Source organism: Pseudomonas putida (assembly GCF_002906855.1).
Taxonomy (GTDB): domain Bacteria; phylum Pseudomonadota; class Gammaproteobacteria; order Pseudomonadales; family Pseudomonadaceae; genus Aquipseudomonas; species Aquipseudomonas putida_N.
Window position 1 is genome coordinate 216809 of record NZ_MINI01000038.1, and the last position, 18593, is coordinate 235401.

The following is an 18593-nucleotide window of genomic DNA, read 5'->3' on the forward strand; positions in this document are numbered from 1 at the left end:
ATCTCCGGTTCAAAAGCTCAGGCGGATGGCCAATGCGGCCAAGGTGGCAAGCAGGATCGGCAGCGTCAGAACGATGCCGGTGCGGAAGTAGTAACCCCAGGTGATGACGATGTTCTTGCGGGCCAGCACGTGCAGCCACAGCAAGGTGGCCAGGCTGCCGATTGGGGTGATTTTCGGACCAAGGTCACAGCCGATGACGTTGGCGTAGATCATGGCCTCGCGCACGATGCCGGTGGCCTCGGCGGAATGGATCGACAGGGCGCCTACCAGCACAGTGGGCATGTTGTTCATGACCGACGACAGGCCAGCGGCGAGCAGCCCCGTCCCGAGGGATGCGCCCCAGATCCCGTAGCCGGCGAAAACATTGAGGATCTGCGTCAGGTAGTCGGTGAGGCCGGCGTTACGCAGGCCATAGACCACGAGGTACATGCCAAGCGAGAACACCACGACCTGCCAAGGCGCGTCCTTGAGCACCTTGCGGGTAGAAATCACGTGCCCGCGCGCGGCGATCAGGTAGAGGATCAGCGCACAGGCAGCAGCGATGGCGCTGATCGGAACGCCCAGCGGCTCGATGGCGAAGAAGCCGACCAGCAACAGCGCAAGCACCCACCAGCCGGCAACGAACGTCGCCTTGTCGCGGATAGCGGCCTCGGGAGCCTTCAGTTGGTCGAGTTCATAGGTACGCGGCAGGTCCTTGCGGAAGAACCACAGCAGCATTCCAAGAGTGGCGGCGATGCTGACCAGGTTCACCGGCACCATGACCGAGGCGTACTCGCTGAAGCCAATGCCAAAGTAGTCGGCGGAAACGATGTTCACCAGGTTGGACACCACCAGCGGCAAGCTCGCGGTATCGGCGATGAAGCCCGCCGCCATGACGAATGCCAGCGTCGCCGCCGGGGAGAAGCGCAGGGCCAGCAGCATGGCGATGACGATCGGGGTCAGGATCAGTGCCGCACCGTCGTTAGCGAACAGCGCCGAGACGGCGGCGCCCAGCAGGATGATGAAGGCGAACAGCTTGCGGCTGCTGCCATTGCCCCAGCGGGCCACGTGCAATGCCGCCCACTCGAAGAACCCCGCCTCATCCAGCAGCAGGCTGATGATGATGACGGCAATGAAAGTGGCGGTAGCGTTCCAAACGATCTGCCAGACCACGGGGATATCGGACAGGCTCACGACGCCCGCCAGCAGCGCCACGACGGCCCCCAGTGCGGCGCTCCAGCCCACGCCCAGGCCTTTGGGCTGCCAGATGACGAAAACGATCGTCACCAGGAAAATCAAAAATGCGATCAGCATGACTACAACTCAATCAGTGAAGGGAAGTCTCAAGCACAAGCAACAGGGCTCTGCGGCCGCTCGCCCATTTCGGCAAGGCGCAATGCATCGGGGCTCAACCATTCCTGGTTGGCATCGACCACTCCCTTCAGCATCGCGTCAACCCACTGCGGCAGTTCGGGGTGCAGTCGGTAGTACACCCACTGACCCTTGCGGCGATCCATCAGGATTCCAGCCTCGCGCAACTGGGCCAGATGCCGGGAGATCTTCGGCTGGCTCAACTCCAGCGCGTGGGTAAGTTCGCAGACACAGAGTTCGCCTTCACGGGCGATCAGCAGGGTCATACGGGCCCGGGTGTCATCAGCCAGGCATTTGAAAACGATGGGGGGAGTTAGTGTTTCCCGCATGGGACCTCCTGGGGAATGCGTGTACGGCCAATATCTGGAAATACGAATATATGACTATTCGAATATGCGGTAAAGCAGATATTTACAATCGCCTCGCGTTACGGGACGTCATAAAACTGGAAAAAGCCCGCGCTCTGGGTCCTATACTGGGCGTCGATACCACCCCCAGAGTCGCCAATGAACCAGTCTGATATCTCTGTCCGATTGCTTGGTACCGATCAAATCCTAGGCCTAGCTGCGCATCTGACTGCTGCGGGCTTGCCGACCCAAGACCTTTTGCAGCCCGGTCGAATGTTCTATTCCTTTCACCGGGGAGAAACGGAGCTGGGATACGGGGGCATTGAAGGAAGCGGTCGGACTCGTCTTATTCGCTCACTGGTTGTCGTACCGGCCCAGCGAAAGTCAGGGATCGGTACGCTGCTGCTCAGAGCACTTGAGCGAATAGCGGGAGCTGACGGAGCCCAAAGCCTTCATCTGCTGACCACCACAGCACCCGACTTCTTCGAGGCTCGGGGATATGAGCAGAGAAACCGATCCCAAGCCCCAAAGGAAATTTCCAGTTCGGAGGAATTCAACAGCCTCTGCCCGACGTCTGCGGTTTATATGGTGAAGGAGCTTGGCGACATGAACTCGGTGTCACCTCAGGGAACTCGCCTCCACGAACTTCACTGAGTCCTGCGGCGCCCGGAAGATGGCGAGCCCTGGGTTGACCCGTCATGATTGAGCGACTTCATGAGTGAGGATACAGGCGTATCCTTGGACGGTTTTAAACCTGCCTGGTAGCGGAAAACAGTCAGTCTGGTTGGCGCGTCTGCGCTCGGAAAAGCAGCAACCCCTCCAGATGTAGCTCAGAGAAATCCATGCCCAACCCAACGATTTGTAGGGGCCTCCCAGCCAGGTGCGCTCGCACCGGTTACCACGCCCCTAAAAGATACCATCATAATTTTTTTGGGGTTTTAGCACGGGGTCCTTCCTGTAATTTTTCTCTGGCTGAACCTTGGCTGTGACAACCTTTATTGTTGTGACAACCTTTATTAAACGAAAAAGCCCGAGAAATTTTGAAAAATTATGCTTTGTGACAACCTTTATTTTTGCTTCCCTAGAAGCAGCCTCCTCGCTAGGCCGCGAAATGCAAGAGACTTTGTGACAAAGTTTATTAATCGGCAACACGTTGGTTTCCGACAATAAAAGCGGTACCGCGACAATAAAAGCTGTCATGCGCGACTGCGGCCTCCCATAGGGGCCGCGGTCGCGTGGGTCGGCGCGACACAGTTACGTTATCCAAGCAGTCTCAGCATGCTCTCCATACCGCGTTTGCAAATTCAGCCTGAAGAGTCAATTCGCTCGTATCTGGAACGTTCTTTGTTCCTCTGCTGGGAGTCTCATGCTGTCGACGACATCCGTAAATTTCAAAATAAGGTACGCCTGGGAACAGGAACATGGTGTACATGTGCCGATCCTCCGGCCAGGGTGAGATGGCCAAAGCCGGAATTGACTTATGACTGTCCTGACTTCGTATTTAGTGCTGGTGATCGCCAAGTTGACGAATACGGGCGAAAAAAAGCGTCTGCTCAGTCCCAGAGCCCCGCTCTACTAAATTGACTGCCTTGGTCTGAATGAATCATCACTTGCTGCTGTGGCTTGCGGCGCCACACGGCCATCAACATCGCGTCAATCGCCAGGTCGCGGCACATCCTGGGCTTCATTGACCAGCCAATCACTTGGCGGGAAAACAGATCTAGCACTACCGCCAGGTACAGCCATCCTTCATAGGTGCAAATGTATGTGATGTCTGTCACCCAGACCTTGCTCGGCTCACTGACCTTGAACTGGCGCGCAAGGTGGTTTGGCGAGGCTACGGTTGGCTTTCCGCCATAAAATCCTGGGCGCCGCCGATAGCCCGTTTGCGAGCGCAGCCCCTCTGCCTGCAGCAAGCGCCCCACCCGATTTCGCCCGCAGGTTTCTCCCAGTTCACGCAGGTCATCGTGAATTTTGCGACAGGCGTACACACCACCACTTTCCAGCCAAGCTTGCTTGATCAAGCCAAGTAGCCGTTGGTCTTCTTAGGCTCGGGCAGACCGAGGCTCGGCCAGCCAGGCGTAGTAGCCGCTGGGATGCACCTTGAAGGTTTGGCAAAGGCGACGTCGGTACTGAGAAGGCTATGTGAAGGGCGGCTCTGCTGTCGGTATCGTGATGACGTCGAGGTGGGCGCACGCTATGCTTTATCAATTTTGCTAATGCCTAATATAAGTATGTGATAGGCAATACGACGGAGGACCGCCAGGATGGCCAAATCGAGCCAGAAAAGCATGCGAGATCTGCTGCTGCAGCAGTATGACAAAGAGATCGGAGCGTCCTACGACAAGCAGTTCATGGAGTTTATGAGCTATCTGTCGCGCGGCGGGGACAACCCGAAAGCAATCTGCGGTCGTTGTGGGGCTGAATGCGGTGCAGCCCACAAGCGCGCCAAGCGTGGGCTTGTGATTGCTGCCTTGGAGCGTGAAAAGGAAGCGGGCATGGACATAACGCCCACTGTCGCTGGCCACGTATTCGAACGCCTGATCGGACGGGGAATGGATGACCGTGCCGCGTCTGCTCACTTCGCGACACCAGGTCGAACAGCAGCGAACAAGTCGACGCTCACCGCTGAAGACTTTGCCGAGCTGGAAGCGCGTCTCGCCGGTGAGGTGGTAGAGCTGATGGATAAGATGGAGGAAATCAGGGAGCGCCATCGGGACATTTATCGGGACCGAGTAAAGGCCGCCACGGCAGAGCTTGTCACGTCTTAACAGTAGGCTGGCACTGCATCTTTGAAATTGCTTTCCACTCGCCTACAAGGGCACGCTCTCGGCCTTGAGCTGCCGCAGCACAAAGCTGGACACGGAGTGGCGAAACACCTCATGGGATATACGTGAGTGAGATGCCGTATTCGCCATAAGTTGTGGATATGTCAATGTATATACCCATATTTTCAGCTATCTCCGCGCGCATTGACAGGATATGGGTAACTCCCGATCATTCCACCGAAACCCGTCAAGAGCGGGTTTTCGTGTTTCTGTACCCAGGAAAAACCATGTTCGACTACAAATTGCTCTCGGCTCTGGCGGCGGTGGCCGAACAGGGAAGTTTCGACCGCGCCGCCCAGGTTCTCGGCCTATCGCAGTCCGCCGTTTCACAGCGGATCAAGCTGCTCGAGGCGCGTACCGGGCAACCCGTCCTGATCCGTGGTACGCCGACCGTGCCGAGCGAGATCGGCCAGCGTCTGCTCCACCATGTGCAGCAGGTTCGCCTGCTCGAGCGCGACCTCCACGGCCAGCTGCCCCAGCTCGATGAGGAAACCGTCCCCGATCGGCTGCGCATCGCCCTGAGCGCGGACAGCCTATCCACCTGGTGGGCAGCCGCCGTCGGCGAATTCTGCGTCGAGCGCGGTTTGCTCCTGGACCTGGTGGTGGTTGACCAGGAGGTGGGACTGAACCGCATGCGATCGGGAGACGTAGCCGCGTGCTTGTGCAGCAGCGAGCGCAGCGTCGCAGGGACAAAAAGCGTCCTGCTCGGGCATATGCGCTACCGGCCGATCGCAAGTCCAGCGTTCGTCGCGCGGCACTTCCCGCAAGGGTTCGACATCGCGCGTCTGGCTCGGGCGCCGGCTCTGGTTTACGGGCCAGATGACCTGCTGCAGCAGCGTTACATGGCGGAGCAGGGGATCGAGGATTACCTCCACCACCTATGCCCGTCGTCCCAGGGCTTCGTCCAGATGGCTGAGGCGGGGATCAGCTGGGGGCTGATACCCGAGATGCAAGTGAAGGGACAGCTCGCCGCCGGCACCCTGGTCGACATCAACCCGGACGGCTGCGTCGACGTGGCCATGTATTGGCACCACTGGCGGCAGGGCGGCAAGCTGCTGGCCGACCTGACAGCCCACCTGGTACGTCACGCCGGAGCATTGCTGCAACCCATCGCGTAGGGCCTCAATCGCACCCCATCGCCAGAACGAACCACAGCAGCGCCCAAGCCGCTCACTCCAGTCAGCCATCACACGCTGCTGTCACGGCGTCAGATCGTCAGGTTTTGGATGGGCGGCACAAGCGAGAAGGCCAGCCAAGCAGGTCTGTACATGAAGAATTCTTCACGACAATCCGTGGTATCGGATGTGGCCAACAAACTCCGAAAGGGGTAAGGTGCGCGCCGTTCCGGAGGGGAGAGCACTGATTCGGTTCCTGTGATTGCTCATTTGATTTCCCCCGTTTGGTGTGTGGACCCCTCCCTCTGGAATACCAGCTTGTCGACCTCCTACCTAACGCATATTTGCCTTAGGTTCTCCACTGACAAGATGGCAGCCCTTCAAGGCGCCCTCCTGGGCGCTTTTTTTCGCCTAGTGCCCAGCAGCCATCGGCACCGGCAGTTGCAGAATGGCGAGCAGCACCAGGAGCATCACGATCCCCAGCGCAGGTCCCACAGGGCCGTCCAGAATCCGGCGCAGATCGGTCGTAGGAGAGAGAAAAGGCGGATTTCATTTATGGGGCCTCGGTGATGTCGGGAATTCTCCGGAGGTGTGAAGATTGCGTCGTCACGACCGAAATGGTCTATGATCCGCGCGTTTTTTTGCTTAACAAGGGTATAGAAGTGAGCAAGATCAAGCTGTACTGGTGTCGCGGAAGCGGGCGTAAAAACCCGAATCAACAGAATTTCGGCGATTACCTGTCGGCAGAGGTGGTGGAGTTCGCCTCAGGGAAGAAAATTGTGTGGGCCCCGGTAAAATCGGCCGACATGATCGCTATCGGAAGCGTCCTCGGACGCGAGAGCAAAGCCAAATTCCTCTGTTTCCCGCGCAAGCTACACATCTGGGGCACAGGCACCGGTGTGGCCGAAGAACGGTTCTCCGGTCGGCACCATTACCACGCTGTCCGTGGCCAGCTCTGCGCTGATCGCATTCACGACACGCGCGTCCCGCCCGTATTGGGCGACCCAGGCCTCCTGTCGCCGGCAATCGTCAAGAAACCGAGCCGCAAGAGCGCCCGCATCGGGATCATCCCGCACATCCACGACCGGACGTCCCCGGTGATCCAGGATCTGCGTCGACGCCTATCAGGATCGCGGGTCATTGACGTCTTCTCGCCGGTGAAGCAGGTGCTGGCTGAGATTGCATCTTGCGACTTCATTTTGTCGACCAGCCTCCATGGTCTGATCGTCGCGGACTCCTACGGGGTGCCGAACAAGTGGATGGTCATGGAGCGCAACCCGCACTGGGAATTCAAGTTTCAAGACTACTACTCGTCGTTTGGCATAGCGGGTACAGAGCCAGTGACACCGAAGCAGATCCTCAAGAACGCGAGCTGGACCATCGAAGGCAGTATCGGCAATTACCACCGACCAGGACTGGAAGCGATGCAGGAAAACCTGCTGCACGTTTTCCCGAAAAGCCTTTAGCCTAACGCATAGATGATCTAAGCGTTGACTCAAATTCTGGGCGTCTGTAGGGTTGCGCCACAGTTGCTTAACACATACATGAGATAACCATGAAAAAGATCGCTATTGCCGGCCTCGTTGCCTTTCTGTCCGTTGCCTCGTTCACTGCTTCGGCCTGCCCGCGCGGTACCCATCCGCATGGCGGCACCGGTTCGCACCACAACGGCGGCTGGTGCTCGTAAGTAGCCCAGGCGGTACCAGGAACCCCGGCCCACGTAGCCGGGGTTTTTCATAAGGGATACCGGTCTACGGAATACTCCAGCAGCAGGAGAGATGTCGAGGAGTTGTACCGGATAGTGGTGGAAGGCCCTAGAGGGACGAAACGGAAGGACCTCTATTGTCCTCTAGAAGTGCCGGCTGCGCGCACATCCGAAAAAACGCGGAGCGTTTGAGGGCATCAAGCTTTAGATAAAAAGCAGATCGCCGAGCTATCGAGAAAAGACATAAAAATCAGTTATTTATGGTCATTTACGGACTTTATTGTCTGTATGTTTGACTCGATACCTAGGAGTCGCAGGCTAAGACAGGTTGGCGAGAATGTCAGAAAGGTCCACAGCCTGCGTTCCGTAAGGCACTGAAAATACAGTCTTTATTGAGGAAAACTAAACGTTGGCTTTAGAAAATTAAAACTGTCGCAGGAGCCGGTGAGGTTCACCTCATCGCCTCCTGCGATGCTCCCGGCCCTTCGCTGGCTCTAAACTCCTTCACCCTTCCTGCACCCTGGGGAACTTCAATCCAGCACGTTGTGCAGTACCTCATAGATTACACCCGAGGCAATAGCTACAAGCAGTAGGTCAGCTCCGGCTTGTTGCCACTCATAGCCATCGTAATGAGGAAGTCGATTGATCAGCCTGCTGTCCAGTTTTTTGGCAATTCCGGGCGGGAGAGGTTTGCCGCGTGCCAGATTCTTCTGGATCCCTGGAGGTAGAGAGGAGGCTGGACTCCAGTAATCGCGGTTGTCGTTGAGGATGACCCGCACCCCGCCCAAATCGACAGAAGGTCCACTCTGCCAGCCGTTAGCACTGCCTTGATGCCTTTGGTTGTCGTGCTGATTTCCCTTGTCGTGACCTTTCCCTTTTCCGGGATCTGCCAACAACATCGGGCTCAAACCCATTACCAGCGACAGCACTACGGCAAAATTCAATTTCTTACCCACGTGAACAGTCCTTGGTCATTTATCTAACCAGAGCGTAGTCAACCTGTTATCGAAGGCAATGCTCTTAACGGGGGCAGCATTCTGTCGGAATGCGAGAACCTCACCGCGCTCTCTTGGTCAAAGAGTCACATTAGCTTCCCCCACGCCTCTGGATGCGAATAAAAAATGAGAAAACCCCTTCTTGCTGCCTTTGCTTGTGCATTGGTACTCGGGTTGACGGCATTCGTGCCCGCTGACCTATCCCCGATGGGTTCTGCCTACGCCAAAGGTGGCGGCGGTGGCGGTGGCAACGGCGGCGGACATGGGGGTGGTCATGCAGGTGGTATGGGAGGGCACAACGGAAATGGAATGAGCGCTGGAAGCGATCACGAAGGCAAGGCAACACGCGATCATGGAGCAAGCGGCAACCATTACGGGAGCTCGCGCAACAGTGATAAAGGTCACGGAACCACCACCTCGGGTGTCGCCCACTCCAAAGATACTCGCGGCTTGGCCAAATCCACAGCCATCTCTCGAACCACTCCAGGCGAGCACAATTCCAGAGGTCTAAGCAACGCCACGGTATCTTCTTCAAAGAACGATCGGTGATTTGACAGATTCGATTGAGTGTCGCCCTTAGCGTTAAGAAGCCCAGCCTCTGCTGGGCTTTTTTGCATTGATACTTCTGGGCCGATGCTTGAAACCGCATAGCAGCAGTTAGCCGCAAACAGCCTGCTTGAAAAAACAGATCTGCATCTTGGCTACGTTGAAGACCTGGCGGCCGATGGATTCAGCGCCGTTGCGCACAATTTTCCCTGCCGCCCGCGCCCGATTGATCTCATCGGCGCATCAATTAATGAAAAATGAACGATTATCTCCAGCGCCTTTTTCGACGATCATTCCAGAAATAAGCACTTACAATTATTAAGAAACGCTGGAGATCCACCATGAGTCTGCCGTCACGCTCGGTGCCCGAGGGCAAGTCCAAGGCCGGTATGGTCTTCCGGGTTACGTCCGGAAACTTCCTCGAACAGTTCGACTTTTTCCTGTTCGGCTTCTATGCCACGCACATCGCGGCGGCCTTCTTCCCCGCGTCCAATGAATTCGCCTCGCTGATGATGACCTTCGCCGTGTTCGGCGCCGGCTTCCTCATGCGCCCGCTGGGTGCGGTGATCCTGGGGGCGTACATTGATGACGTGGGCCGACGCAAAGGGCTGATCGTCACCTTGGCAATCATGGCCAGCGGGACCTTGCTGATCGTGCTGGTGCCCGGCTACGCCAGCATCGGGCTATTGGCCCCGGCTCTGGTGCTGATCGGGCGCTTGCTGCAAGGGTTCTCGGCGGGTGCTGAACTGGGCGGTGTTTCGGTGTACCTGGCCGAAATGGCAACGCCTGGGCACAAGGGCTTCTACGCCAGCTGGCAGTCCGCCAGCCAGCAGGTGGCAATTGTCGTCGCTGCGGCGCTGGGCTTTGCGCTCAACGAATGGCTGTCTGCCGCCGAGATCGCCCAGTGGGGCTGGCGCGTGCCGTTTGCTGTGGGCTGCATGATCATCCCGGTGATCTTCCTGCTGCGTCGCAGCTTGCAGGAAACCGAGGAGTTCGCCGCACGCGAGCATCGCCCTACCATGAAGCAGGTGCTGGCGACGCTGGCCGCCAATTCCGGCATGGTGCTGTTCGGCATGCTGATGGTCGCCATGACCACCACCGCCTTCTACATGATTACGGTGTACGCGCCGACCTTCGGCAAGACAGTTTTGCAACTGAGTACCGGTGACGCGCTGCTGGTGACCTTGCTGACGGCGGTGTCGAACTTCATCTGGTTGCCCATCGGCGGTGCGCTCAGCGATCGCTTGGGGCGCAAGCCGCTGCTGCTGGCCATGTCGCTGATGACGATGATCACCGCCTACCTGGCACTGACCTATCTGGCCCAGGCGCCGAGCTTTGGCCACATGCTCGAAGTGCTGCTGTGGTTCTCCTTCCTGTACGGCATGTACAACGGTGCGATGATCCCGGCGCTGACCGAAATCATGCCGGTGGAAGTGCGGGTGGCAGGTTTTTCGCTGGCTTATAGCCTGGCGACTGCACTGTTCGGCGGTTTCACGCCGGCAATCTCGACCTGGATGATCCATGTCACCAATGACAAGGCGGCACCCGCCTACTGGATGATGTTTGCCGCGCTCTGTGCATTCGTCGCCACCTGGATGCTGTACCGTCGCCTGGCCAACCGCGCTCCGGTGGCTGTATGAGGACCTCGATGAAAGCGTTACTGGCTGTTGCTCTCCTGGCTGGCTGCAGCCTTGCCCAGGCTGCCGAACTGACCGTGATGACCTCGGGCGGCTTCACCGCCGCCTACAAGCAACTGGGGCCCAAGTATGCCGCGCAGAGCGGCGATACACTGGTCACTGTGCTCGGGCCCTCGATGGGCAAGGCCCCCGAGGCGATCCCCAATCGCCTCGCTCGTGGCGAGCACGCCGATGTGGTGATCATGGTTGGCTATGCGCTGGATGAGCTGATCCGCCAGGGCAAGGTCGACCCGGCTTCACGGGTCGAGCTGGCGGACTCGCGCATCGGCATGGTGGTCAAGCAGGGCCAGGCCAAGCCTGATATCGCCACTCCCGACCAGCTTAAGCAGACACTGCTGGCGGCCAAATCGGTGGCCTACTCGGACAGCGCCAGTGGCGTGTATATCGAGAAGGAGCTGTACAAGAAGCTGGGTATCGAGGACCGCCTGGTCGGCAAGAGCACCATGGTCGAGCGCATACCGGTGGCCTCGCAGGTGGCTCAGGGCACCTATGAGCTGGGTTTCCAGCAGGTTGCCGAGTTGCTGCCCGTGCCGGGTGTGACCTTCGTTGGCAAGATTCCGGAAAGCCTGCAGTCGGTGACCCGCTTCGCCGCCGCTATTCCAAAAGGCGCCGAGCACCCAGCCGAGGCGAAACAGCTTCTGCAATACCTGGCTTCACCTGCCGTGCAGCCTGACGTACGTGCCACCGGCCTGGATTCAGTCGCCCGGTAATACGCCGGGCAGTTCCCGAATCAGCCTTACCATCTCGAGTGCCGCAGGCGTCAGCGTACGGCCGCGGCGCTTGAGCAGGCCCATCTTGCGGCTGACCTCGGGTTCGACCAGTGCAACGCTGGCGAGGATCGGATGCGGCGTTATCGGCAGCGCGATCGATGGCACCGCCGCAATACCCAGGCCTGCTTCGATCAGGCCGAGCAGGGTGGTCACATGCCTGGCTTCGCACACACTCTCTTTGCTGACCTGCATCCCGGCCAGCGCCCGATCCAGTACCAGACGGTTGCCTGACGATTTACCCAGGGTGATGTAGTCGTGTTCGTAGGCTTGTGCCCAAGTCACCTTCTCCAGCTTGGCCAGCGGGTGGTCCTGCCGGCAGGCGATGACATAACGCTCTTCGAGCAGGACACTGAACTCGATCTCCGGGGCAAGGTTGCCGGTGAAGCTCAGGCCGAAGTCCGCTTCGCCGGAGGCCACGGCGGCGCTGACTTCGTTGGCAGCGGCGTCGTACAGGTTGATACGCACTTTCGGGTATTGCGCATGGAAGGCGCGAATAGCATGGGGCATGAAGTAGTAGGCCGCCGACGGCACACAGGCAATGGTCATGGTGCCGGTGCGCAGCGAGCCACCATCACCGACGCTGAGCAGCGCCAGATCCAAGTCGTCCAGCAGGCGTTCGACCTGGGGCAGGAAGGCGCGCCCGACATTGGTCAGCGACACCTTGCGCGTGGTGCGTTCGAGCAGCTTCACGCCCAACGCCGACTCGAGTTTTTCGATACGCCGGCTCAACGCCGACTGGGTGATGAGAATGGTATCGGCGGCGCGGCGAAAGCTGCCTTGTTCGACCACGGCACGAAAGGCCTGCAGGTCGTTCAGATCGAAATTGATGCTCACCCGGTGGGGCCCCGCTGGTTTGATCGAAAGCGTGCATCAATGGTATTTCGAAAAAACCGGCGGAGCCAGCTGGGTCAGATCTGCATCGCCATGCCGTGCACATTCATCGCGGCTTGGCGCAGGGCTTCGGAGCGGGTCGGGTGCGGGTGGCAGATCAGGGCGATGTCTTCAGCCGAGGCGGCGAACTCCATGGCCACGCAGAACTCGCCAATCATCTCGCTGACGCTCGGGCCGACCAGATGCACGCCGAGCACCTCATCGGTGTTGGCGTCGGCGATGACCTTGGCGAAGCCTTCGGTCTCATGGTTGATCTTGGCGCGGCTGTTGGCGGTGAAGGGGAACTTGCCGACCTTGTAGGCGCGGCCTTCGGCCTTCAGTTGCTCTTCGGTCTTGCCGACTGTGGCCAGTTCCGGACGGGTGTAGATCACGCCTGGGATCAGGTTGTAGTTCACTTCATGCGGCTTGCCGGCGATGCGCTCGATGCAGGCGACCGCTTCGTCTTCAGCTTTGTGCGCCAGCATCGGGCCAGAGGTGACATCGCCGATCACCCACACGCCTGGAACCGAAGTGCGGTGGTGCTCGTTGCTCAGCATGCCGCGCTTGTCGGTTTCCAGCCCTACGCTCTCAAGGTTCAGGCCCTTGGTATAAGGACGACGGCCGATCGCGACCAGCACGTAGTCGGCCTGCAGGGTTTCGGCGGCACCACCAGCTGCCGGCTCCAGGGTCAGGCTGACACCGTCGGCTTCAGTCTTCGCCTGGGTGACCTTGCTACCGAGCTTGAAGGCCATGCCTTGCTTGGCCAGGGCTTTCTGCAGGGTCTTGGCGGTTTCTTCATCGGTGCCCGGGCAGATGCGGTCGAGGTACTCGATGACGGTGACCTGTGCACCCAGGCGGCGCCATACCGAGCCCAGTTCCAGGCCGATGACGCCGGCGCCGATCACCACCAGGTGCTTGGGTACCTGCGGCAGGGCCAGGGCGCCGGTGGAGTCGATGATGCGCTGGTTGTCGATGGTCACGCCGGGCAGGGTAGTGGGCTCGGAGCCTGTGGCGATGACGATGTCCTTGGCCTGCAGTGCGGTCTCGCTGCCATCTTCGGCCTTGACGATGACCTTGCCAACGCGATCCAGGCGGCCCCAGCCTTTGATCCAGTCGACCTTGTTCTTGCGGAACAGGTACTCGATGCCCTTGGTCAGGCCAGTCACGCTCTCGTCCTTCTGTTTCATCATCTGGGCGAGGTTGAGCGTCGGCTTCACTTCGATGCCAAGGTGAGCGAACTCGTCGCCGCTGGCCGCTTCGTAAAGCTCGGAGGCGTGCAGCAACGCTTTCGACGGCATGCAACCGACGTTGAGGCAGGTGCCACCGAGGGTCGAACGGCCTTCCACGCAAGCGACGCTCAGGCCCAGTTGGCCGGCGCGGATCGCTGCGTTGTAGCCGCCAGGGCCGCCGCCGATGATCACCACGTCATAGGATTTCATGGGTTTTGTACTCCAGATGAGGAAGCGCGAGAGGGGCATAAGGTTAAGCTGAGAAGGGTAGATTGTATACAATCCGTTGCTTTCATCAGATCAGTTGGTTCTAGACCTTGGTCGCGTTTAGGTCTGATCTTGAGGAAACCTCCCACGAATGAACTACTCTGTTCCGGCGACGTTCGAAATATCAGGCGTCGTGGCCTTATAGGGATAGGAGGAGTGTTCATGCTTGCTCAACTTCCACCGGCACTGCAAAGCCTGCATCTGCCACTGCGGTTTAAACTGTGGGACGGCAACCAGTTCGATCTGGGCCCAAGCCCGCAGGTCACCATCCTGGTCAAGGACCCACAGCTGATCGCTCAGTTGACGCATCCAAGCATGGACCAGCTGGGCACCGCGTTCGTGGAGGGCAAGCTGGAGCTGGAAGGTGACATCGGAGAAGCCATCCGCGTGTGCGACGAACTCAGCGAAGCACTGCTGACCGACGAGGACGAAGCTCCGCCGCAGCGTCTGGCCCACGACAAGAGCACCGACGCCCAGTCCATTTCCTACCACTATGATGTGTCCAATGAGTTCTATCAGCTGTGGCTGGATCAGGACATGGCGTATTCCTGCGCCTACTTCCGCGAGCCGGACAATACCCTCGATCAGGCCCAGCAGGACAAGTTCGACCACTTGTGCCGCAAGCTCCGCCTGGATGCCGGTGACTATCTGCTGGACGTGGGTTGCGGCTGGGGCGGGTTGTCTCGTTTTGCGGCACGTGAATATGGCGCCAAGGTATTCGGCATCACCTTGAGCAAGGAACAGCTGAAACTCGGACGTCAACGGGTCAAGGCCGAAGGCCTGGCCGAGCGTGTCGACCTGCAGATTCTCGACTACCGCGACCTGCCCCAGGATGGGCGTTTCGACAAGGTAGTCAGTGTTGGCATGTTCGAGCACGTAGGGCATGCCAACCTGCCCCTGTATTGCCAGAAGCTGTTCGGTGCGGTGCGCGAAGGTGGCCTGGTGATGAACCATGGCATCACCGCCAAACACATTGATGGCCGCCCGGTTGGACGAGGGGCGGGGGACTTCATCGACCGTTATGTATTCCCCAATGGCGAACTGCCGCACCTGTCCATGATCACAGCCAGCATCTGTGAGGCGGGGCTGGAGGTGGTGGACGTCGAGAGCCTGCGCTTGCACTACGCCAAGACACTCCATCACTGGAGCGAGAACTTGGAGAACCAGTTGCATAAAGCGGCGGCGCTGGTGCCAGAGAAGACCCTGCGCATTTGGCGCTTGTACCTGGCCGGCTGTGCCTATGCGTTCCAGAAGGGCTGGATCAACCTGCATCAGATTCTGGCCGTGAAGCCGTATGCCGATGGGCACCACGATCTGCCGTGGACACGGGAAGACCTTTATCGCTGATCATGCACCGAATGAAGAAAGGGCCGCATAAGCGGCCCTTTCTTCATTCAGAGGATGGGTGAAATCAGGCGCGCAATGCGCATCCCCAGCTGCTGGACACGATGGGTATCGCGGCTGTCTTCAGCAGTGATCTCGCGGGCCTGTTCGAAGTCGTCCAGCAGCATCGCTTCCACCTGGTCGGCGAACGGGCGGTCTACCGTCAGCAAGGTGATCTCGAAATTGAGCCGGAACGAGCGGTTGTCCAGGTTGGCGCTGCCGATCGCGCTGACCTCGTCATCCACCAGCACCACCTTCTGGTGCAGGAAGCCAGGCTGATAACGGAACATCCTTACCCCTGCACGTACTGCCTCGAATGCGAACAGGCTGGAGGCCGCATAGACGATCTTGTGATCGGGCCGAGACGGTATCAGCACGCGCACATCCACCCCGCGCAGCACCGCCAGGCGCAAGGCGGCGAACACGGCTTCATCCGGAATGAAGTAAGGGCTGGTGATCCATACCCGTTTGCTTGCCGAGTGGATGGCTTCGATGAAGAACAGCGAACAGGTTTCCTGCGGGTCTGCCGGGCCACTGGCCAGGGCTTGGCAGAGCACGCCGTTGTCGGGGTAGGTGTCCGGCAGGATCAAAGGTGGCAGCTCGCGCGTGGCCCAGTACCAGTCTTCGGCAAACGACTCCTGTAGGCAGGCCAGCACCGGGCCGCTGATCTGCACATGAGTATCGCGCCAAGGTGACAGGTGTGGATTCTTGCCGAGGTACTCGTCCCCTACGTTATGCCCACCGATGAAGCCGAGCAGGCCATCGACCACGACGATCTTGCGGTGGTTGCGGAAGTTGACCTGGAAGCGGTTGAACCATCCGCGGCGGGTCGCGAAGGCATGGATCTGCACACCGCCATCACGCAGTACCTGGCTGTAGCTGGCCGGCAGGGCATGGCTGCCGACACGGTCATACAGCACAAAAACCTTTACCCCCTCGGCCGCCTTGCGCAGTAACAACTGCTGCAGATCTTTGCCAAGGACATCGTCGTGGATGATGAAAAACTGCACCAGTACTGCTTCGCGTGCCTGCTCGATGGCGGCGAAGATGGCGTCAAAAGTGGCTTTGCCATTGATCAGCAGCTTCACTTGGTTATTGGCCAGGCAAGGCATTCGCCCGAGTTTCGGCATGGCACGCAAGGCCGCGTAGCTTTCCGACTCTCTGGCGGTGAGGGCTTCCTCAACCCACGGCCGCCAGTTGAGGTTGGCCATGGCCACGTGCATTTCCTGGTTGGCCTGGCGCCGGGCCTGGATGTAGGCGTAGAAGGATCGTGCACCAAAGATCAGGTAGGGAATCAGCGTGAAGTAAGGAATGAAGAACAGCGACATGGCCCAGGCAATTGCGCCTTGGGCGGTACGCACGGTGAACACTGCATGTAACGCGGCGATCATGCCGAGCAAATGAATCAGGCCGAGCACGTAGCCGAAAAAGTAGGGGCTGTGGTAATCCATACGCATCCTGCTTGCCGAATACACAGCGGATAACAGAACACGTTCCACGTCCGCCTTGCAACCTGAAAGCGGATTTGGCGTCTAAGGCTGAGCCCGGCCCGTTGGCCGGTTTTTCGAGGAGCGTTCGTACATGAAGATTCGTCTGCCACTGTTGGCTCTGGCCTTGGGCCTGAGCAGCCCACTGGTGCATGCGCAGATGTTGCAGCCCGGTCTGTGGGAGCTGACTACCAGCAACATGCAGGTCGATGGCAAGCCGTTACCCGATATGCAGTTCATGCTCGGGCAGTTGAAGAACCTGCCACCGGAACAGCGGGCCATGATGGAAGGGGTACTGGCCAAGCAGGGGGTCACGATTGGTGGCAACGGGGTGCGTTCGTGCCTGACGCCTGAGCAGGTCCAGACCAACGATATTCCGTTGCAGGACCCGAAGTCGGGTTGTACCCAGAAAATTACCGATCGCACCGGCAATGTCTGGAAGTTCCAGTTCAGCTGCCCGAAGGCTCAGGGTACTGGCCAGGCGACATTCCTCAGCGACAAGGAATTCACTACGCAGGTCAACGGCACCTTCAATGCCTCGGGCGTTCAGCAGCAGGGCAGTATGAACACCCGGGCCGTATGGCTTGGCAACGACTGTGGAACAGTCAAACCCCGTACCTGAGTTTCACCACCGCCATTGGCTGCTGGCTACCGCATCGTGGGCATGCAGGCTCTCTGCATGTTCCACGCGGAGCTTGAAGGCGGTAGCCCACTGCAACTGCCGCAGCGACCGATGCAATCGCCGCGCGGCGTCCTCACAGAACATCAGGTTCTGCCCATTGGCTAAGGCGAACGCCTGTTCGTCTGCACGCTTTACGGCGGTCTGCACAGCCGTACCCAGGCTGAGCTCAATCTGGTCGATCAATTCGGTTATGGGTATCGACGCCAGATTCTCCTGCAGGCGCACGCTGACCAGTGCCTGGCTGCGCTGGCTATGCGGCGTTGCGACGATGCCCTGGCTGCTGCCCAACCACTCCAGTACCGCGCTGCGCTCCAGGTGCTGCTCAGCGAAATCAGTCTCGAACTGCTGTTGAATCAGTTGCCTGGCCAGCGCTGCCGAGCACGGGCAAGTTGAGGAGTAAGGCACACGAGCAGATAGTTCCACGTGGAACATTTCATTTTCTATCTTCGCTTCCAGGGTGATCGGATAGCTCTTCCAACCTGCGAGTGGGCTGATCAAGGCTGGTCGTTTCAGCAGTTGCTCGAAAGCCAGGTTGAGATAAGCCGCGTTGGAGAGCCCTTCGTGGCTGGCGATAAAGTCCGCCAGAAGACGGCGAATGGCCAAGGGCGTCAATGGCTGCGGTTCAAGCGATTCCAATGCGAGGTAGAGGCGAGACATATGAATGCCCCGCGAAGCGCTATCCACCAAGCTGACACCGGCATTGGCCATGGCCGGAACCTGACGACCATCGATCTGGATGGGTAAGGCGATGCAGCACATGCCGACCCAATCCAATGGGAGGGCGTGCTCTTGGGTCTGTATGGCAATGTCCGGAAGTGTCAGGCTAGTCATGGGGGATACCAGGCAAAAAGGGTCAGCGACATCCGCCGACCAGGCTGCAATGCAAGTTGAAACGTTGGCCACTGGAGCTGGACACGCGGTTGAACGTGGTCCAGCCAACACGGCGGCTGTATCCGAACCAGGCTTCACCATCGCTGGCCAAACCGGTGAAGAATGTCAGTGCGCCATAGCGGCTGTTGGTTTGCGACCAGAGTCGACTCGTCGTCGTGTCGAAGCCGCGCAGGTAAAGATGGCTGCCTTCGGTGCGCACGCTGTAGTAATTGCCATTGCCGTCCTGGCAGGCGAGTAGCGTTGCGCTGCGGGTACACAGCGCGAGCGAACTGCCTTGCGCCAATGCCAAGGCTGGCAGAGGCGCGAGAAGCAGCAGCAACAGGGCAGCACGTGGCAGGCTCATTTCCATCTCCGAATTACCCTTCCGACGAGTACAGCTTGGCGAAATTGTATTGTTACTTTATAACATTATGCAATGCATCGTTTCGAGT

18 protein-coding genes and 2 pseudogenes are annotated in these 18593 nt (G+C 58.9%); 11 read left to right on the forward strand and 9 right to left on the reverse strand.

The window, feature by feature from the left end:
- Nucleotides 1–9: 9 nt before the first annotated feature.
- Both BGP85_RS13460 and BGP85_RS13465 read right to left on the reverse strand, forming a co-directional pair.
- On the reverse strand, nt 10–1293 hold the full coding sequence (locus BGP85_RS13460; protein ID WP_054884812.1) for an arsenic transporter: 1284 nt from the start codon (nt 1291–1293) through the stop codon (nt 10–12).
- Nucleotides 1294–1322: 29 nt separating this feature from the next.
- Nucleotides 1323–1679, reverse strand: coding sequence for a metalloregulator ArsR/SmtB family transcription factor (locus tag BGP85_RS13465; protein ID WP_049695271.1), 357 nt, complete (start codon nt 1677–1679; stop codon nt 1323–1325).
- A gap of 177 nt (nt 1680–1856) precedes the next feature.
- On the opposite strand from BGP85_RS13465, the gene arsN2 reads away from it, so the two are divergent.
- Nucleotides 1857–2351 (forward strand): arsenic resistance N-acetyltransferase ArsN2, encoded by a 495-nt coding sequence (arsN2, locus tag BGP85_RS29585; protein WP_054884811.1) that lies wholly within the window; start codon nt 1857–1859, stop codon nt 2349–2351.
- Nucleotides 2352–3271: 920 nt separating this feature from the next.
- Here the strand turns inward: arsN2 and BGP85_RS13475 are convergent.
- A pseudogene (locus BGP85_RS13475) lies at nt 3272–3823 on the reverse strand (IS3 family transposase); the annotation flags it as partial.
- 141 nt (nt 3824–3964) lie between these two features.
- Between BGP85_RS13475 and BGP85_RS13480 the strand changes: the two are divergent.
- The 4 genes from BGP85_RS13480 (at nt 3965) to BGP85_RS29275 (ending at nt 7327) form a co-directional block, all read left to right on the forward strand.
- Nucleotides 3965–4468, forward strand: a complete 504-nt coding sequence (locus BGP85_RS13480; protein ID WP_103448400.1) for a hypothetical protein — start codon at nt 3965–3967, stop codon at nt 4466–4468.
- Nucleotides 4469–4752: 284 nt separating this feature from the next.
- A complete protein-coding gene (locus BGP85_RS13485) occupies nt 4753–5643 on the forward strand; it encodes a LysR family transcriptional regulator ArgP (RefSeq protein ID WP_103448401.1) in 891 nt (296 codons plus the stop codon).
- Nucleotides 5644–6257: 614 nt separating this feature from the next.
- Entirely contained in the window at nt 6258–7106 is an 849-nt protein-coding gene (locus tag BGP85_RS13495) for a polysaccharide pyruvyl transferase family protein (protein WP_258035906.1), read from the forward strand.
- Between the two features lie 89 nt (nt 7107–7195).
- Nucleotides 7196–7327 carry a hypothetical protein gene (locus BGP85_RS29275; RefSeq protein ID WP_258035890.1) on the forward strand — a complete coding sequence of 44 codons (132 nt, stop codon included), beginning with the start codon at nt 7196–7198 and terminating at the stop codon, nt 7325–7327.
- Nucleotides 7328–7875: 548 nt separating this feature from the next.
- On the opposite strand, the gene BGP85_RS13500 is transcribed toward BGP85_RS29275, so the two are convergent.
- Nucleotides 7876–8301 (reverse strand): anti-virulence regulator CigR family protein, encoded by a 426-nt coding sequence (locus BGP85_RS13500; protein WP_258035891.1) that lies wholly within the window; start codon nt 8299–8301, stop codon nt 7876–7878.
- 165 nt (nt 8302–8466) lie between these two features.
- Here BGP85_RS13500 and BGP85_RS29280 point away from each other — a divergent pair, with 165 nt between their 5' ends.
- From BGP85_RS29280 to BGP85_RS13520, 4 genes and pseudogenes are all read left to right on the forward strand, one after another.
- Nucleotides 8467–8889, forward strand: coding sequence for a hypothetical protein (locus tag BGP85_RS29280; RefSeq protein ID WP_103448404.1), 423 nt, complete (start codon nt 8467–8469; stop codon nt 8887–8889).
- A gap of 66 nt (nt 8890–8955) precedes the next feature.
- Nucleotides 8956–9066, forward strand: a pseudogene (locus BGP85_RS29285) (SAM-dependent methyltransferase); the annotation flags it as partial.
- 161 nt (nt 9067–9227) lie between these two features.
- A complete protein-coding gene (locus BGP85_RS13515; RefSeq protein ID WP_103448405.1) occupies nt 9228–10526 on the forward strand; it encodes an MFS transporter in 1299 nt (432 codons plus the stop codon).
- Between the two features lie 8 nt (nt 10527–10534).
- Complete coding sequence (locus tag BGP85_RS13520; RefSeq protein WP_374755317.1) at nt 10535–11293, forward strand: substrate-binding domain-containing protein; 759 nt, start codon at nt 10535–10537, stop codon at nt 11291–11293.
- On the opposite strand, the gene BGP85_RS13525 is transcribed toward BGP85_RS13520, so the two are convergent.
- Together BGP85_RS13525 and lpdA are read right to left on the reverse strand one after the other, a co-directional pair.
- A complete protein-coding gene (locus BGP85_RS13525) occupies nt 11279–12187 on the reverse strand; it encodes a LysR family transcriptional regulator (protein WP_103448407.1) in 909 nt (302 codons plus the stop codon). The two genes, BGP85_RS13520 and BGP85_RS13525, sit on opposite strands and share 15 nt — an antisense overlap.
- Nucleotides 12188–12261: 74 nt before the next feature.
- A complete protein-coding gene (lpdA, locus tag BGP85_RS13530; RefSeq protein ID WP_103448408.1) occupies nt 12262–13662 on the reverse strand; it encodes a dihydrolipoyl dehydrogenase in 1401 nt (466 codons plus the stop codon).
- A gap of 219 nt (nt 13663–13881) precedes the next feature.
- On the opposite strand from lpdA, the gene cfaB reads away from it, so the two are divergent.
- Nucleotides 13882–15066, forward strand: a complete 1185-nt coding sequence (gene cfaB, locus BGP85_RS13535; RefSeq protein ID WP_103448409.1) for a C17 cyclopropane fatty acid synthase CfaB — start codon at nt 13882–13884, stop codon at nt 15064–15066.
- Between the two features lie 47 nt (nt 15067–15113).
- On the opposite strand, the gene cls is transcribed toward cfaB, so the two are convergent.
- The gene (gene cls, locus BGP85_RS13540) at nt 15114–16553 is read right to left on the reverse strand and encodes a cardiolipin synthase (protein ID WP_103448410.1); all 1440 of its coding nucleotides are present in this window, start codon (nt 16551–16553) and stop codon (nt 15114–15116) included.
- A 130-nt stretch (nt 16554–16683) separates the two neighbouring features.
- Between cls and BGP85_RS13545 the strand changes: the two genes are divergently transcribed.
- Nucleotides 16684–17211 (forward strand): DUF3617 domain-containing protein, encoded by a 528-nt coding sequence (locus tag BGP85_RS13545; protein WP_060483822.1) that lies wholly within the window; start codon nt 16684–16686, stop codon nt 17209–17211.
- Nucleotides 17212–17214: 3 nt separating this feature from the next.
- On the opposite strand, the gene folE2 is transcribed toward BGP85_RS13545, so the two are convergent.
- Complete coding sequence (folE2, locus tag BGP85_RS13550; RefSeq protein ID WP_103448411.1) at nt 17215–18102, reverse strand: GTP cyclohydrolase FolE2; 888 nt, start codon at nt 18100–18102, stop codon at nt 17215–17217.
- A gap of 22 nt (nt 18103–18124) precedes the next feature.
- Nucleotides 18125–18505, reverse strand: a complete 381-nt coding sequence (locus BGP85_RS13555; protein WP_103448412.1) for a glutamine synthetase — start codon at nt 18503–18505, stop codon at nt 18125–18127.
- Nucleotides 18506–18593 lie beyond the last annotated feature (88 nt).